General features: G+C 64.2%; 15 protein-coding genes and 1 pseudogene. 4 read left to right on the top strand and 12 right to left on the bottom strand.

Features of this window, described 5'->3' with window-relative positions; all coding sequences use genetic code 11:
- Nucleotide 1 precedes the first annotated feature (1 nt).
- The 8 genes from KF707C_RS16530 to KF707C_RS16565 form a co-directional block, all read right to left on the bottom strand.
- Entirely contained in the window at nt 2-784 is a 783-nt protein-coding gene (locus KF707C_RS16530) for a MetQ/NlpA family ABC transporter substrate-binding protein (protein ID WP_003448077.1), read from the bottom strand.
- A gap of 61 nt (nt 785-845) precedes the next feature.
- Nucleotides 846-1,061: a TOBE domain-containing protein gene (locus KF707C_RS16535; protein WP_003448076.1), complete on the bottom strand. Its 216-nt coding sequence runs from the start codon at nt 1,059-1,061 to the stop codon at nt 846-848.
- Nucleotides 1,062-1,080: 19 nt separating this feature from the next.
- Nucleotides 1,081-1,881, bottom strand: coding sequence for an aliphatic sulfonates ABC transporter ATP-binding protein (gene ssuB / locus KF707C_RS16540; protein ID WP_003448075.1), 801 nt, complete (start codon nt 1,879-1,881; stop codon nt 1,081-1,083).
- Entirely contained in the window at nt 1,878-2,672 is a 795-nt protein-coding gene (gene ssuC / locus KF707C_RS16545; RefSeq protein ID WP_003448074.1) for an aliphatic sulfonate ABC transporter permease SsuC, read from the bottom strand. Before ssuC ends, ssuB begins: the two co-directional genes overlap by 4 nt.
- A 57-nt stretch (nt 2,673-2,729) precedes the next feature.
- Nucleotides 2,730-3,878: an FMNH2-dependent alkanesulfonate monooxygenase gene (ssuD, locus tag KF707C_RS16550; protein ID WP_003448073.1), complete on the bottom strand. Its 1,149-nt coding sequence runs from the start codon at nt 3,876-3,878 to the stop codon at nt 2,730-2,732.
- A 64-nt stretch (nt 3,879-3,942) separates the two neighbouring features.
- Nucleotides 3,943-4,911: a sulfonate ABC transporter substrate-binding protein gene (locus KF707C_RS16555; RefSeq protein WP_003448072.1), complete on the bottom strand. Its 969-nt coding sequence runs from the start codon at nt 4,909-4,911 to the stop codon at nt 3,943-3,945.
- Nucleotides 4,912-5,021: 110 nt separating this feature from the next.
- Complete coding sequence (gene ssuE, locus KF707C_RS16560; protein WP_003448071.1) at nt 5,022-5,615, bottom strand: NADPH-dependent FMN reductase; 594 nt, start codon at nt 5,613-5,615, stop codon at nt 5,022-5,024.
- Nucleotides 5,616-5,624: 9 nt separating this feature from the next.
- Nucleotides 5,625-6,263 carry a peroxiredoxin gene (locus KF707C_RS16565; protein ID WP_003448070.1) on the bottom strand — a complete coding sequence of 213 codons (639 nt, stop codon included), beginning with the start codon at nt 6,261-6,263 and terminating at the stop codon, nt 5,625-5,627.
- Between the two features lie 204 nt (nt 6,264-6,467).
- Between KF707C_RS16565 and KF707C_RS16570 the strand changes: the two genes are divergently transcribed.
- Together KF707C_RS16570 and KF707C_RS16575 are read left to right on the top strand one after the other, a co-directional pair.
- Nucleotides 6,468-7,463, top strand: a complete 996-nt coding sequence (locus tag KF707C_RS16570) for a sulfate ABC transporter substrate-binding protein (RefSeq protein ID WP_003448069.1) — start codon at nt 6,468-6,470, stop codon at nt 7,461-7,463.
- 235 nt (nt 7,464-7,698) lie between these two features.
- Nucleotides 7,699-7,896: pseudogene (locus tag KF707C_RS16575) on the top strand (chromate efflux transporter); the annotation flags it as partial.
- Nucleotides 7,897-8,106: 210 nt separating this feature from the next.
- Here the strand turns inward: KF707C_RS16575 and KF707C_RS16580 are convergent.
- The 4 genes from KF707C_RS16580 to KF707C_RS16595 all read right to left on the bottom strand — a co-directional run bounded on the left by KF707C_RS16580 (nt 8,107) and on the right by KF707C_RS16595 (nt 12,065).
- On the bottom strand, nt 8,107-8,829 hold the full coding sequence (locus tag KF707C_RS16580; protein WP_003448067.1) for an ABC transporter ATP-binding protein: 723 nt from the start codon (nt 8,827-8,829) through the stop codon (nt 8,107-8,109).
- Nucleotides 8,830-8,831: 2 nt separating this feature from the next.
- On the bottom strand, nt 8,832-9,662 hold the full coding sequence (locus tag KF707C_RS16585) for an ABC transporter permease (protein WP_003448066.1): 831 nt from the start codon (nt 9,660-9,662) through the stop codon (nt 8,832-8,834).
- Nucleotides 9,663-9,665: 3 nt separating this feature from the next.
- On the bottom strand, nt 9,666-10,658 hold the full coding sequence (locus KF707C_RS16590) for an aliphatic sulfonate ABC transporter substrate-binding protein (protein WP_003448065.1): 993 nt from the start codon (nt 10,656-10,658) through the stop codon (nt 9,666-9,668).
- A 78-nt stretch (nt 10,659-10,736) separates the two neighbouring features.
- On the bottom strand, nt 10,737-12,065 hold the full coding sequence (locus tag KF707C_RS16595; protein ID WP_003448064.1) for an OprD family porin: 1,329 nt from the start codon (nt 12,063-12,065) through the stop codon (nt 10,737-10,739).
- A 339-nt stretch (nt 12,066-12,404) separates the two neighbouring features.
- Here KF707C_RS16595 and KF707C_RS16600 point away from each other — a divergent pair, with 339 nt between their 5' ends.
- Both KF707C_RS16600 and KF707C_RS16605 read left to right on the top strand, forming a co-directional pair.
- Nucleotides 12,405-13,379: an aliphatic sulfonate ABC transporter substrate-binding protein gene (locus KF707C_RS16600; protein ID WP_003448063.1), complete on the top strand. Its 975-nt coding sequence runs from the start codon at nt 12,405-12,407 to the stop codon at nt 13,377-13,379.
- The gene (locus KF707C_RS16605; RefSeq protein WP_003448062.1) at nt 13,369-14,595 is read left to right on the top strand and encodes an acyl-CoA dehydrogenase family protein; all 1,227 of its coding nucleotides are present in this window, start codon (nt 13,369-13,371) and stop codon (nt 14,593-14,595) included. The genes KF707C_RS16600 and KF707C_RS16605 overlap by 11 nt, the downstream gene beginning before the upstream one ends.
- Nucleotides 14,596-14,717 lie beyond the last annotated feature (122 nt).

Raw genomic sequence — 14,717 nt, forward strand, 5'->3', positions numbered from 1 at the left:
ATCAGAAGGCGGGCACCACCGCGCCGGAATAGCGTTGCTCGATGAAGGCCTTCACTTCGGGGCTGGTCAGAGCCGCCGAGAGCTTCTTGATCGACTCGCTGTCCTGGTTGTCCGGGCGGCTTACCAGGTAGTTCACATAAGGCGAATCGCTGCCCTCGATCACCAGGGCGTCCCTGGTCGGGTTGAGCTTGGCTTCAAGAGCGTAGTTGGTATTGATCAGCGCCAGGTCGACCTGGTCCAGCACGCGCGGCAGGAGGGCCGCCTCCAGCTCCTTGAACTTGAAGCCGTGCGGGTTCCTGGCGATGTCCTTGGGCGTTGCTTGGGCATTCTTCGGGTCCTTCAGCTCCAGCAGCCCGGCCTTCTGCAGCAGAAGCAGCGCGCGGCCGCTGTTGCTGCCCTCGTTGGGGATGGCGATGGTGGCGCCATCCGGCAGCGCCTTCAGCGACTTGTACTTGCTGGAGTAGCCTCCGAAGGGCTCGACGTGCACGCCCTGGACGATGACCAGGTCGGTACCGCGATCCTTGTTGAAGGTATCGAGGTAGGGCTTGGTCTGAAAGTAATTGGCGTCCAGAAGCTTCTGGCTCACCTGCAGGTTGGGCTGCACATAATCGGTGAAGACTTTGACGTCGAGATCGACACCCTGCTTGGCCAGCTCAGGCTTGATGAGTTCGAGAATTTCCGCGTGTGGTACAGGCGTGGCGGCGACGGTAAGTTTCTCTCCGGCATGCGCCAGGCTGACGCTGAGGACGGAAAGCAACGCACTGGCGATAAGGTTGCGTTTCATGATGGCTCCATTGCAGACGCTTGGGCAGGTGTATCGATCAGGCAGGTGACTCCGGCCAGGTTCAGAGCTTGGCGATGGACACCTCGGTGGATTTGACGAAGGCGATCACTTCACTGCCCACCTGCAGTTCCAGCTCGTTCACCGAGCGGGTGGTGATCACCGAGGTGACGATGCCGGCCGCGGTCTGCACGTCGATTTCCGACAGCACCTCGCCGATCACGATCTCCTTGATGGTGCCCTTGAACTGGTTGCGCACGTTGATGGCTTTGATGGTCATGGTGTTGCTCCTTCAGGTTTCAGAGGGCCCAACGCAGTTGCGTGGGCAGGGGTAGAACGGGTTCCGGTTGCGGGGGCAGTTCGGGCAGCGCCAGCACTCGGCCGAGCACCTGGGCCTCCAGGGCGGCCAGGCGCGCCGAGCCGCGCGGGCGCGGGCGTGGAAGGTCCACGGCCAGGTCGAGGCCGATGCGTCCGTCCTCGATCAGGATCACCCGGTCGGCCACCGCCACAGCCTCGGCCACATCGTGAGTCACCAGCAGCACGGTGAAACCATGCTGCTGCCAGAGGCGCTCGATCAGCTGCTGCATCTCGATGCGGGTCAGCGCGTCCAGGGCACCGAGCGGCTCGTCCAGCAACAGCAGGCGTGGCTGATGGATCAACGCACGGGCCAATGCCACGCGCTGCTTCTGCCCGCCGGAAAGGGCGGCAGGCCACTCATGGGCGCGGTCGGCCAGGCCGACCGCGGCCAATGCCTCGCGGGCCCTGAGTTGCCAGTCGCCCGAAAGGCCCAGGCCGACGTTATCGATCACTCGCTTCCAGGGCAGCAGACGCGAATCCTGGAACATCAGTCGGGTGTTTTCGCGGGCGGCGGCCAGCGGGCCGTTGCCAGCCAGCAGCTGTCCGACGCTGGGCTGATCGAGCCCGGCCAGCAGACGCAGCAGGGTGCTCTTGCCGCAGCCACTGCGACCGACTACAGCGACGAACTGCCCGGCCGGAATGTGCAGGTCGATGCCCTGCAGCACCTCGCGCTCGCCGAACGCCTTGCGGATACCCTCAATGTTCAGGGGGATGCCGCGGCGAATGCTGTGCAGGGCGCTCATCGCGCACCCGCCTTGGCCTGATAGGCCGGGTGCCAGCGGAGCCAGGCGCGTTCGAGCAGGCGCGCAGCGACATCGGCCAGCTTGCCGAGCACCGCGTAAAGCAGGATCGCCAGCACCACCACGTCGGTCTGCAGGAACTCGCGGGCGTTCATCGCCAGGTAGCCGATGCCGCTGCTGGCGGAGATGGTCTCCGCGACGATCAGGGTCAACCACATGAAGCCGAGGGCGAAGCGCACACCGACCAGGATCGAGGGCAGCGCGCCGGGCAGTATTACCTGCCGGAACAGGGCGAAGCCCGTCAGGCCGTAGCTGCGCGCCATTTCCACCAGTGCCGGATCGACGTTGCGGATGCCGTGATAGGTATTGAGGTAGATGGGGAACAGGGTGCCGAGAGCGACCAGGAAGATCTTCGCCGCCTCATCGATGCCGAACCACAGGATTACCAGCGGGATCAGCGCCAGGTGCGGCACGTTGCGGACCATCTGCACCGAGCTGTCGAGGAAACGCTCGCCCCAGTTGGACAGGCCGGTGATGAAACCGAGCAGCAGGCCCAGGCCACCGCCGATGGCGAAGCCAAGGGCGGCACGCTGGCCGCTGATGGCCAGGTGAGTCCAGATCTCGCCACTTTCGAGCAGCGCCCAGCCGGCTTCGATCACCGCGCTCGGCGCCGGCAGGATGCGCGTGGACAGCCAGCCGGCCACCACAGCGCCCTGCCAGATCGCCAGCAGAGCCACGGGCAGAGCCCAGGGCGCCAGGCGGCGACCGATGTTGTGTAGCCTATGCGTCGACATGGCAACGCTCCTTTTTTCGTGTTACGCGGTTTGGGGCGGTTTCCCACCCTGTGCAAGTCAGCTGGCGGAGGCGGCCTTTGGCAGGATGTCGCTGGAGATCATCTCGCCGAACGGGCTGACGTAGCCTCGCGACTCCGGCCGCTGTGGCTGGGCAACGTCGAGGTGGGGGAACAGCAGTTCAGCGACCCGGTACGACTCCTCGAGGTGCGGGTAGCCGGAGAAGATAAAGGTGTCGATGCCGAGCTCGGCGTACTCCTTCACCCGCGCGGCAACGGTCGGGCCGTCGCCGACCAGCGCGGTGCCGGCACCGCCGCGCACCAGGCCGACCCCGGCCCAGAGGTTCGGCGACACTTCCAGGTTGTCCTTCCTGCCGCCGTGCAGGGCAGCCATGCGCTGCTGGCCCACCGAATCGAAGCGCGCCAGGGAGGCCTGGGCGCGGTCGATGGTGTCCTGGTCCAGGTGGCTGATCAGGCGGTCGGCGGCGGCCCAGGCTTCTTCATTGGTCTCGCGCACAATCACGTGCAGGCGGATGCCGAAACGCACGTCGCGGCCCTGGGCAGCAGCCTTCTCGCGCACGGAGGCGATCTTCTCGGCCACCGCGGCCGGCGGCTCACCCCAGGTCAGGTACAGCTCGACCTGCTCGGCGGCCAGCTCCTGGGCGGCTTCGGAAGAGCCGCCGAAGTAAAGCGGCGGGCGCGGCTGCTGGATCGGCGGGTAGAGCAGCTTGGCGCCCTTCACCTGGATGTGCTTGCCGTCGTAATCGACGGTCTCGCCCTCCAGCACGCGTCGCCAGATGCGGGTGAATTCAACGGAGGATTCGTAGCGCTCCTGGTGCGACAGGTGCAGGCCATCGCCAGCCAGCTCGTCCGGGTCGCCACCAGTGACCAGGTTGAACAGCGCACGGCCTCCAGACAGGCGGTCCAGGGTTGCCGCCTGGCGCGCAGCCACGGTAGGCGAGATGATCCCCGGTCGCAGAGCGACCAGGAACTTCAGGTTCTGCGTCTGCGGGATCAGCGAGGCGGCCACCAGCCAGGAATCCTCACAGGAACGTCCGGTGGGGATCAAAACGCCGCCGAAGCCGAGGCGGTCAGCGGCCTGGGCGATCTGGGTGAGGTAGCCGTGATCCACGGCACGGGCGCCCTTGGCGGTGCCCAGGTACTTGCCGTCACCGTGGGTGGGCAGGAACCAGAAGATATCAAGGCTCATGAAGTGGTCTCCTTGTCGTTGCTCCCCTCTCCCGATGGGAAAGGGGCAGGGCTAAAAGGCTGGCTTACTGCTGGGCAACCTTGGCGTCAGCCGGCGGATTCCAGATCACCTCGCGAATGGCCAGGCGTTTGGGAATCAGCTTGAGGTCGGCGAAGGTGTCGGCGATCTTCTGCTGCGCCTCGACCACCTGTGGGGTGATCGGCTGTGCGCCATAGGCCTGGCGCTCCACCGCGTTGCGCGTGATCTCTGCCGACAACCCGAGCAGCGGCGCCACCTGGGCAGTCGCTTCGGCACTGTTGGCGCGAGTCCACTCGCCGATGGCGCGGATCTCCTCGACCAGCGCCTGCACCACCTGCGGGTGTTGCTCGGCATAGGGTCGAGCGGCCAGATAGAACTGGTGGTTGGCCACCAGGCCTTCGCCGTCGCGCAGGGTGCGCGCCTGCAGCTGGTGCTCGGCGGCGGCCTGGAAGGGATCCCAGATCACCCAGGCGTCGACGCTGCCACGCTCGAAGGCGGCGCGGGCATCGGCTGGCGGCAGGTACACGGGCTGGATGTCGCTGTACTTCAGGCCGGCCTCCTCCAGGGCGCGCACCAGCAGGTAGTGCACGTTGGAGCCCTTGTTCAGGGCGATCTTCTTGCCCTTCAGCTCTTTCACCGACTGGATCGGCGAGTCCTTGGGCAGCAGGATCGCCTCGCTTCTCGGCGCCGGCGGCTCATGGGCCACATACAGCAGGTCGGCGCCGGCGGCCTGGGCAAAGATCGGAGGGGCTTCGCCGGTGGTGCCGAAGTCGATGGAACCGACGTTCAGCCCCTCGAGCAACTGCGGGCCGCCGGGGAATTCGGTCCACTGCACCTCGATTCCCTGCTCGGCCAGGCGCTTCTCCAGCGAACCCTTGGCCTTGAGCAGCACCAGGGTGCCGTATTTCTGATAGCCGATACGCAAGGTCTCGGCCTGAGCTTGAGAGATGGCGCCGAAGGAAATGGCCGCGGCAAACAGGGCGACCAGGCTCCGACGCAAAGTGATGGTGCGCATGGCGCGACTCCTTTGCGGTAGGTTGTCTTGGTTGGCACCTGCTGGCCCGTTGGCGGGCGAGTAAGGCGGGGTACTACAGATTTACCTGGGGCGGGCGAACCCGCGTCGGTTCAGATGCCCCAGCGGGCACTGGCCAGCCGGTCGTTCAACAGGCTTGGGTCAATCGGCTTCGGCCGGCGCGCCAGGGCGGCAAGCAGCTGGTCCAGCGACTCGTCGAGACGTTCGCGCAGCTCGTCATCGATACGGGCGGGGGCGCCCCCTTCCGGATAGGCGATCTGCTTGTCCACGGCGAACACGCCGGGGAGCATTTCCTGGGCCTTGAGCGCGGCCAGCACCGGCTTCAAGGCGTAGTCCACGGCCAGCAGGTGGGCCGGACTGCCGCCACTGGCCAGAGGCAACACCGCCTTGTGCGCGAGCGCACGCTCAGGCAGCAGGTCGAGCAACACCTTCAGCGCGCCGGTGAACGACGCCTTGTACACCGGCGTCGCAACCACCAGACCGTCGGCGCTGGCCACCACCGCCTGCAGCTGCTGCACGGCGGCGCTGGCGAAGTCGGCATACAGCAGAGCCTCGGCGGGAAAATCACGGACCCGCAGCAAGCTGACTTCCAGGCCATGTCCTTGCAGGCGCTGGCTGGCGTACTCCAGCAGCAGCTCAGTGCGCGAACGCGCCGAGGGGCTGCCGGACAACAAAACCACGTGCATGGCCAGCCCTCAGCGATTCGGCTGCGGGGTCAGGCGCAGATAGGGTTTCACTGCGCGATAGCCCTTGGGGAAACGCTGGGCGATTTCCGCCTCGTCCTTCAGCGACGGCACTATCACCACCTCGTCGCCGTCCTGCCAGTTGGCGGGGGTGGCGACCTTGTGATTGTCGGTCAGCTGCAGGGAGTCGATCACCCGCAGGATCTCGTTGAAGTTGCGGCCGGTGCTGGCCGGGTAGGTGATGATCAGCCGCACCTTCTTGTTCGGGTCGATGACGAACAGCGAACGCACGGTGAGGGTGTCGTTGGCGTTGGGGTGGATCAGGTCGTACAGGCCGGAGACCTTGCGGTCGGCGTCGGCGATGATCGGGAAGTTGACCCGGGTGCTCTGCGTCTCATTGATGTCCTCAATCCACTTCAGGTGCGAGTCCACAGGGTCCACGGAGAGGGCGATGACCTTGACACCGCGTTGGGCGAAGTCGTCCTTCAGCCTGGCGGTGAAGCCCAACTCGGTGGTGCACACCGGGGTGAAGTCGGCCGGGTGGGAGAACAATACGCCCCAGCTGTCTCCCAGCCAGTCGTGGAAACGGATGCGACCCTCGCTGGAGTCCTGCTCGAAATCGGGGGCGATGTCGCCCAGGCGGATGCTCATGGTGTTGCTCCTTGGCTGTTCGTTGCGTGGGCTCACTATGCTCAGGAGCAGTCAGAAACAAAAAGAATAAATAATACTTTGCTTATTATTTTTAGGAATATATTGGTGAACCAATAAAGCATAAGCTTCTAATTAATTATTCTTTTATAGAATAAAAAACCTTCCATATAGTCAGCTCAGTTAGCCAAACACCAAGGACATCCGATGAAGCGCCTACTGCCCTACTCCCTGCTGGCCGCCGGCTTTGCACTGGCAACCTCCGCCCAGGCGGCGACCCTGCTCAACGTCTCGTACGATGTGATGCGCGACTTCTATAAGGACTACAACGTCGCCTTCCAGAAACACTGGCAGGCCAATGGCGGCAAGCCGCTGCAGCTCCAGATGTCCCACGGCGGTTCGAGCAAGCAGGCGCGGGCGGTGATCGACGGTCTGGCGGCTGACGTGATCACCATGAACATGGCCACCGACATCAACGCCCTGGCCGATCACGGCGGCCTGGTGCCACGGGATTGGGCCTCGCGCCTGCCGGACAACAGCGCACCCTTCACTTCCGCCACTGTGTTCATCGTGCGCAAGGGCAATCCTAAGGGCCTTCAGGACTGGCCGGATCTGCTCAAGGACGGCGTGCAAGTGGTGGTGCCCAATCCCAAGACCTCGGGAAACGGCCGCTACACCTACCTCTCCGCCTGGGGTTATGTGCTGAAAAATGGCGGCGATGAGCGCAAGGCTCGCGACTTCGTCGGCAAGCTGTTCAAGCAGGCACCGGTGCTGGACACTGGCGGTCGCGCCGCCACTACCACCTTTATCCAGAACCAGATCGGCGACGTGCTGGTGACCTTCGAGAACGAAGCCGAAATGATCGCCCGCGAGTTCGGCCGCGGCAGCTTTGAAGTGGTCTACCCCAGCGTCTCCGCAGAGGCCGAGCCGCCAGTTGCCGTGGTCGACAGGGTGGTAGACAGGAAGGGCACTCGTGCCGAAGCCGAGGCCTACCTGAAGTACCTATGGTCGCCGGAGGCTCAGCGCATCGCCGCCAACAACTACCTGCGCCCCCGTGATCCGCAGATCCTCGCAGAATTCGCCGACCGCTTCCCCAAGGTCCGCTTCTTCAACGTGGTCGAAACCTTCGGCGACTGGCCGGTTATCCAGACCACCCACTTCAAGGATGGCGGAGTATTCGACCAGGTCTACACCGCCGAGTAACGCCTCGTAGGACACTTCTGCAATGCGCTCGCAGCCAGGTGCCACAACAAGGATGTTGTGACGCCCTGCGCCCTTCCCTACGGCCGTCCTGGGTCGAACCTACAGTCACAGCAGCCACCGCACGCCGCGAGTCCATTCTGTGCAATACCGAGACGAACCTTCATTTTCTTTCGTCGCTGCCTGCACCGGTGCACCTACTTACAGACTTGGCGCGGGTGACCGCCTCCGTGGCCGGGGGGCGACCCTCAACCTGGCATTGTTCTTCGGCTACCACGTGCTCTGGCCGCAGGGCTTCAACGGCCATTTCGAATGGCCGTCAGCACTGATCGCTTTGGCGGCAGCGGTTGCCCTGTTTCGCTACAAGCTCGGCGTGATCCAGGTGCTGATGACCTGTGCGCTAGCAGGACTGGGCGTACACCTGCTGCAAAACTAAGAAGTGGTTGATGAGCCGAAGCCAGGCACGCAGACAGGCGGAGCGGCACGCCACAGAGCGGCCGTTCAATCTGATGGATGTGCGCCGTACCAATGCTCGACATGAAGGCACCTACCCTAACAAATCCAACCGCAGGACAGGCGCAACCTGCTCATAAGGATAAAAAACCGGGCCACGAGGCCCGGAAACAGCTTCCACCTTGAGGTTCGTTTAAAGCGTCAGCTCGGTCAGCGCCTCGCCACGCAGGTAGGCCAGCTCAGCCGCGCGGCGGTCTCGCGGGCGCGTCAGCGGTACGGCCAACTCGCGCTGGATGCGACTGGGGCTGCCGCCGAGGATCAGCACCCTGTCGCTGAGGTAGAAGGCCTCGTCCAGGTCGTGAGTGACCAGCAGCAAGGCGATGCTGTAGCGGTCCGCCAGGTGCACCACCAGGTCCTGCAGCTTCATGCGGGTGAAGGCATCCACCGCGCTGAACGGTTCGTCCAGCAACAGCACCTGCGGGCGTTGGTAAAGGCTGCGGGCAATGGCCACGCGCTGAGCCATGCCGCCGGAGAGCTGTTTCGGCAGCTTGGCGCCCTGGCCGGCCAGACCGACATCGCTCAGCAACTGCTCAATCCACGCCAAGTCGGCACGGCGGCCGTCGGCGAAACCGATATTCTGCGCCACCGTCAGCCAGGGCAGCAGGCGCGGCTCCTGGAAAACGACACCCATACCGGTGCCGCTGCCAAACTCCAGCAGCGAGTTGCGCGCCAGGCCGCCACTGAAGTCCTGATCCAGCCCGGCGGCGATGCGCAGCAGGGTGCTCTTCCCGCAGCCGCTGGGGCCGAGCAGGCTGACAATCTCGCCGGACGCAAGACTCAGGTCTATGTCGTCCAGCACGTGCTGCCCGGAGAAGGACTTGCGGATGCCACGCAGTTCCAGCAATGCACTGCTCATCCTCAACCCTCCGCGCCGACGAAACTGTCACGCCAGCCCAACGCACGGGTTTCCAGCTGTTTGAGCAGGCCGTCGCTGAGCTTGCCTAGCACGGCCAGCAGCAGGATGGCGGCGATCACCAGGTCCGGCCTGGAAGTCTCGCGACCATCACTGAGCAGGTAGCCGAGACCTTGCGTGGCGGCAATCAGTTCGGCGGCGACGAGGAACATCCAGCTCAGACTGAGCGCGCCGCGCAGGCCGGTGAACAGGCTCGGCAGTGCCGCCGGCAGCAGAATACGCCGGGTCAGCGCAACAGCGGACAGACGATGCAGGCGGCCCACCTCAACCAGCTTGCGGTCGACGTTGCGGATGCCGGCGAGCAGCGCGAAGTACACCGGGAAGAAGGCACCGAGTGCGATCAGTACCACTTTGGGCGTCTCGTCGATGCCCAGCCACAGGAGCAGCAGCGGCACCCAGGCCAGGCTGGGAATGGCGCGCAGAGCCTGGAAGCTCGGCTCCAGATACCGTTCCGCGCGCCGGCTCAGGCCGACCCAGGCGCCGATCAGCACGGCCAGCATCGCGCCTATGGCGAAGCCTGCGGCGACCCGCGCCAGGCTGACACCGATGTGCCCCCACAACTCGCCACCGACACTCAGCCACCAGAGGGTCTGGCCGACCTGGCTGGGCGCCGGCAACTGATGCGCCGGTATCCACCCCAGGCGCACCAGTGTCTCCAGCAACACCAGTGACACCATCGGCAGCACCAGCCCGCGCCAGTGGGCCAGCCACGGACGCCGGGCCGCCGCCGCGGCCTCGGTACTGACATGCGCACAGATCAGGCTACCCGCAGGCATGGCTCACTGCTCCGCCTTGGCTAGCGGTTGACCGATCACGCCTGCCGCCAGTTGCGGGCTGATCAGCTGGTCGACCACAGCGGCCACATCGGTGCCGGGGCGCACCAGTTGCTCGTCGAGCAGGATCGACGCAGCAGCCTTGAGCGCAGCGACATGCTCGGCCCCCGGTTGCGGGTTGCTGAAGTCGGTACGCGACAGCTGCAGCTTGGCCACTTCAAGCGGCAGCTTGGCTTCCCGGGCAAGCAGTTCGGCGGCCTGTTGCGGATGGGCGACGGCCCACTGACGCGCTTCCTCGTAAGCAGCAATGACCTTGCCGATCAGTTGCGGCTGTTCCTTGAGAAAGGTCTCGCTGACGTTGAGCACGCCATAGCTGTTGAACGCGACATTGCGGTACAGCAGGCGCGAGCTGGCCTGCAGTTGGCTGGCAGCCAGGTGCGGGTCTAGGCCGGACCAGGCGTCCACGTCACCGCGCTCCAGGGCCACACGGCCATCGGGGTGCTGCAGGTGGACGATCTCCACATCGCCCTTGTCCAGGCCGGCCGTCTGCAGACTGCGCAGGAGAAACAGGTAGGGGTCGGTGCCCTTGGTTGCGGCGATTTTCTTGCCCTTGAGGTCGGCCAGGGTCTTGATCGACGAGTCCTTGGGCACGGCCAGGGCGGTCCACTCCGGACGGCTGGCGATGTACACGGTCTTGACCGGGCTGCCGTTGGCACGGCTGAGCACCGCGGCCAGGCCGGCGGTGGAGGCGAAGTCGATGCTGCCGCCATTGAGGTATTCGAGGGAGCGGTTGCTGCCCTGGCTGAGCACCCACTTGACCGCAATGCCGTCGGCTGCCAGGCGTTTTTCCAGGATGCCCCGGTCCTTCAGCACCAGGCTGGTCGGTGCGTAGTAGGCGTAGTCAAGGCGGACTTCCTTGGGCACGGAGGCGTACGTGGTCATCGACAGAGTAGTAGCCAACAGCGCAGCGAGCAGTTGGCGAGGCTTGAAGCTTTTCATGGGGGAATCTCCCTGGACTCTGGGTGAGACCTTCCCGGCCGATGGCGGCCGGGTCAGGAGAAGGCGGTGCGCGGTCGATCAGAGGATCGGCAGGCTGTAGCTGAGGATCAGGCGGTTCTCGTCCTGGTCTGCCGTGCTGGTGTTACCGCGCAGGGTGGCGTTGCGCCAGGAGACGCCGAGGCCTTTGAAGGCTCCTTCCTGCAGCACGTAGTCAAGACGGATGTCGCGCTCCCACTCCTTCTTCTCGCCGTTGGCCGAGTCAATGTTGTCGCCGGACAGGTAGGTAACAGTGGCCTTCAGGCCCGGCACACCGAACCCGGCGAAGTCATAGGTGTACTCGGCCAGCCAGGTGCGCTCGCCTGCAGAGATGAACTTGCCGATCTGGCGATCGGTGATCAGGTAGGCGGTAGCGCCGTCGCCCTGGTTAAGGAAGGGGAAGTTGCTGTCGCCTTCGACCTGTTGGTAGCCGGCGCTCAGCGCGTGGCCGGCAAGGCTGTAGGTGAACAAGGCACTCCAGGTGGCGTTGTCGACCTCACCTCTGTCGGCATCGCCGGCTTTCCAGTAGCCACTGCTGCGATAGCCTTCGGCGCGCCCTGCGGCACTGCCGTTCTTGCCATCGGAATCGCTGCGGAAGTAGCGCAGGTCGGTCTTCAGCGCGCCCGGACCAATGGCCCAGTTGTGGATCAGGCCGAGGAAGTGCTGCTGGTAGAAGTCTTCCAGGTTACCGTAGTAGTACTGCGCCAGCAGGTCCTTGCCGACCTTGTAGTCGCCACCGCCGTAGTAGAACTTGTTGCTGAACTGACCGGTCTCGGCATTGTTGGCGCCGCCGATGGACAGCCCCTCGTTGTTGCTCGAGTTGCGCCCCTTGGCGTGCTCCAGTTGGCCACCGATCAGGGTCAGATTGTCGATCTCGGTGGAGGTGATCTGCCCGCCCTCGAAAGTCTGTGGCAGCAGACGACCGTCGTTGAAGGTCACCACCGGCAGCTTGGGCTGCAGGGTGCCGACACGTGCCTCGGTCTTGGAGATGCGCACCTTGCCGGTCAAGCCCAGACTGCTGAAGTCGTCCACCGCACGACCGTTCTCATCGGTGGGAAAAACGCTGCCGCCGTACTTGCTGGAGTCCGGGTTGCCGTGGCGGCCCCTGCCGGAATCCAGCTTGACGCCGAGCAGGCCCAGGGCGTCGACGCCGAAACCGACAGTGCCATCGGTGAAGCCGGAGGTGTAGTTGAACTGAAAGCCCTGGCCCCATTCTTCCTGGGTGTTGGCGTCCGCGTTGCGGGTGTCCTGGTTGATATAGAAATTGCGCAGGCCGAGGGTAGCCTTGCTGTCTTCGACGAAACCGGCGGCGGAAGCCTGCTGGGCGACTACGCCGAGGGCGACGGCCAGAACCAGGGTGGACGTATTCATACTCGATGCTCCAGATACTGTTCTTGGTCTAGTGCTGGGGCCCGGGTTGGCGAGGAGCCCCTGAATGATCGGGCTCGGTGCGGTGGTCCGCTGGCGGCTTGGCGGCCAATCTAGGGGTTTCTTGTAATCTCTAAAAAGAATTATTGGTCACCCATATATAACTAATTAGAATAAAAACACATCGCTTTAGCCGTATAAGCTAATTCTTAAAAAGTATTTGAGAGTGCCTTTTTAGATCGCTTAGCTTGGTTGACACCGGATCACCGGACTTCCCTTTATCCCGAAGTTTCCGTGTTCCGTCGCCGATCATGGTCGGAACGCCCACAGACGAGGCCCGCCATGTCCCGTGCTCTATTCTCCCGTCGCAGCCTGCTCGGTTTTGGTCTGAGTCTCGGCCTGCTCGCCGCTCTGCCTGCCCAGGCCGAGACCGAGTTGCGTATTGGTTATCAGAAGTCCTCCACCCTGATCAGCCTGCTCAAGAGCCAGGGCTCCCTGGAAAAGTCCTTGGCCAGCCAGGGCCTCAAGGTCAGCTGGCATGAGTTCGCCAGCGGCCAGCCGCTGCTTGAAGCACTCAATGTCGGCAACATCGACCTGTCCGCCGATGTTGCAGACACTGTGCCGGTGTTCGCCCAGGCTGCTGGTGCCCAGCTCACCTACTTCGCCCGCGAAACGCCGTCACCGGCCGCACAGGCGATCATCGTCCAGGACGGCTCGACACTGCACAGCCTGGCCGACCTGAAAGGCAAGAAGGTGGCGGTGACCAAGGCGGCGGGTGCCCACTACCTGCTGATCGCCGCACTGGCCAAGGCCAATCTGACGTTCAGCGACATCCAGCCGGCCTACCTGACCCCGGCCGACGGCCGTGCCGCGTTCGAGAACGGCAAGGTCGATGCCTGGGTAATCTGGGAGCCCTTCCTCAGCGCCGCCCAGCATCAATTGCCGACCCGAACCCTGGCAGACAGCAAAGGCCTGGCCAGCTACCAACGCTACTACCTCACCAGTACCCGCTTCGCCAAGGAGCACCCGCAGGTGCTGCAGACCGTCTATGCCGAGCTGGCCAAGGCCGGTGAATGGCTGCGCACCCATCCGGTCGAAGGCGCGAACATCCTCGGACCGCTATGGGGGAACCTCGACCCGGCCATCGTCCAGCAAGCCAACAGCCGGCGTAGCTACCAAGTACGCCCGGTGTTACCCAGCGGCCTCGGCGAACAACAGAAGATCGCCGATGCCTTCCTCGCCGAGGGGCTGTTACCCAAGCGCGTGAACGCCAACGATGTCGCCGTCTGGCAGCCGGAGGCAGAAAATGCCCAGTGAAGCCCGGCAACTGCACCAGAATGCGGAATCGCTACTCGATGTGCGCCTGTTCCCTGTGGATTTCGGCAATCTCACTGCCAAGGTCGAGCGCCTGGCCCGCAAGCTTGCCGAGAATGCGGTCGCACGTGATCGCCAAGGTGGCCACGCGCACGCCGAGCGTGAGTTGATCCGTGAGAGCGGCCTGCTGGCCCTGGCCATACCGCAGCGCTTCGACGGGCTGGAGAAACCCTGGCCACAGATCTACCGCATCGTTCGCCACCTGGCTGCGGCCGACAGCTCCCTGGCCCATCTGTTCGCCTTCAACCACCTGCAGGTAGCGACAATTCTCCTGCATGGAAGCACCGAGCAGCAGCGCCATTGGCTGAGCCGTGCGGCGCACGAACGCTGGTTCTGGGGCAACGCAACCAACGGCCGCGACCTTGGGCTGCAACTGCAGAAACGCGAGGAACACTTTGAACTGAACGGTCGCAAGTCGTTCTGCTCCGGCGCCCTCGGCGCCGATGCCCTGGTGGTCAGTGCGCCACGCGGTGGCAGCACCAACGAGCGGGCATTCCTGGTGCTGCCGACCCAACGCGAGGGTCTGGCGATCAACGACGACTGGGACGCCTTCGGCCAACGCCAGACCGACAGCGGAACCGTGCAGTTCGAGAATGTCTTTGTCGATCGTGGTGAACTGCTGGTCTCCGGCGGCCAGAGCCCACGCAGCAGTCTGCGAGTCTGCGTATCGCAACTGATCCTCACCCAGCTCTACCTGGGTAATTCCCAGGCAGCTCTGGATGGCGCACTGCGTTATGTGCGCGAACAGGCGCGCCCCTGGCTCGGCACCGGAGTCAACGAAGCCAGCGAAGATCCCTTTATCCAGAAACGCTTCGGCGAGCTTTGGCTGCTCTATCGCGGCGCCCTGCTGCAAGCCGAACTGGCCGCCGAGCGCCTGCAACAGGCTTGGGACAAACCAGCCCTGAGCGCCGCCGAGCGCGGTGAAGTGGCCTTGCTGATCGCCGAGGCGCGAGTCGCCTCGGCCCGCGCCTCCCTTGAAATCACCAGCCAGGTGTTCGAAACCATGGGCGCCCGCGCCACCGCTTCGAGCTATGGATTCGACCGCTTCTGGCGCAATGTACGTGTCCACAGCCTGCACGATCCACTGGACTACAAGGTACGCGACATAGGCCAATGGCTGACCCGCAGCGTGCCACCAACACCTTCGCTGTACTCCTGAACAGGCGTTTTGTACGGGAGTCGCTACCAGGCAGCGGCGGCTCCCGTTTTTTTCGTTTCATGGAAGCGGTTGGAGGAAACTGCAGCCGCGACACAAAGCCTTCGAGGCTGAGGTCGCGCCAG

It is taken from the genome of Pseudomonas furukawaii (assembly GCF_002355475.1).
GTDB lineage: Bacteria > Pseudomonadota > Gammaproteobacteria > Pseudomonadales > Pseudomonadaceae > Metapseudomonas > Metapseudomonas furukawaii.

Coding starts and splice junctions, on each gene's coding strand:
- KF707C_RS16585 (WP_003448066.1), bottom strand. CDS start 9,662: ATGCCTGCGGGTAGCCTGATCTGTGCGCATGTCAGTACCGAGGCCGCG.
- KF707C_RS16555 (WP_003448072.1), bottom strand. CDS start 4,911: ATGCGCACCATCACTTTGCGTCGGAGCCTGGTCGCCCTGTTTGCCGCG.
- ssuD (WP_003448073.1), bottom strand. CDS start 3,878: ATGAGCCTTGATATCTTCTGGTTCCTGCCCACCCACGGTGACGGCAAG.
- ssuE (WP_003448071.1), bottom strand. CDS start 5,615: ATGCACGTGGTTTTGTTGTCCGGCAGCCCCTCGGCGCGTTCGCGCACT.
- KF707C_RS16595 (WP_003448064.1), bottom strand. CDS start 12,065: ATGAATACGTCCACCCTGGTTCTGGCCGTCGCCCTCGGCGTAGTCGCC.
- KF707C_RS16600 (WP_003448063.1), top strand. CDS start 12,405: ATGTCCCGTGCTCTATTCTCCCGTCGCAGCCTGCTCGGTTTTGGTCTG.
- KF707C_RS16580 (WP_003448067.1), bottom strand. CDS start 8,829: ATGAGCAGTGCATTGCTGGAACTGCGTGGCATCCGCAAGTCCTTCTCC.
- KF707C_RS16565 (WP_003448070.1), bottom strand. CDS start 6,263: ATGAGCATCCGCCTGGGCGACATCGCCCCCGATTTCGAGCAGGACTCC.
- KF707C_RS16590 (WP_003448065.1), bottom strand. CDS start 10,658: ATGAAAAGCTTCAAGCCTCGCCAACTGCTCGCTGCGCTGTTGGCTACT.
- KF707C_RS16535 (WP_003448076.1), bottom strand. CDS start 1,061: ATGACCATCAAAGCCATCAACGTGCGCAACCAGTTCAAGGGCACCATC.
- ssuB (WP_003448075.1), bottom strand. CDS start 1,881: ATGAGCGCCCTGCACAGCATTCGCCGCGGCATCCCCCTGAACATTGAG.
- KF707C_RS16570 (WP_003448069.1), top strand. CDS start 6,468: ATGAAGCGCCTACTGCCCTACTCCCTGCTGGCCGCCGGCTTTGCACTG.
- KF707C_RS16605 (WP_003448062.1), top strand. CDS start 13,369: ATGCCCAGTGAAGCCCGGCAACTGCACCAGAATGCGGAATCGCTACTC.
- ssuC (WP_003448074.1), bottom strand. CDS start 2,672: ATGTCGACGCATAGGCTACACAACATCGGTCGCCGCCTGGCGCCCTGG.
- KF707C_RS16530 (WP_003448077.1), bottom strand. CDS start 784: ATGAAACGCAACCTTATCGCCAGTGCGTTGCTTTCCGTCCTCAGCGTC.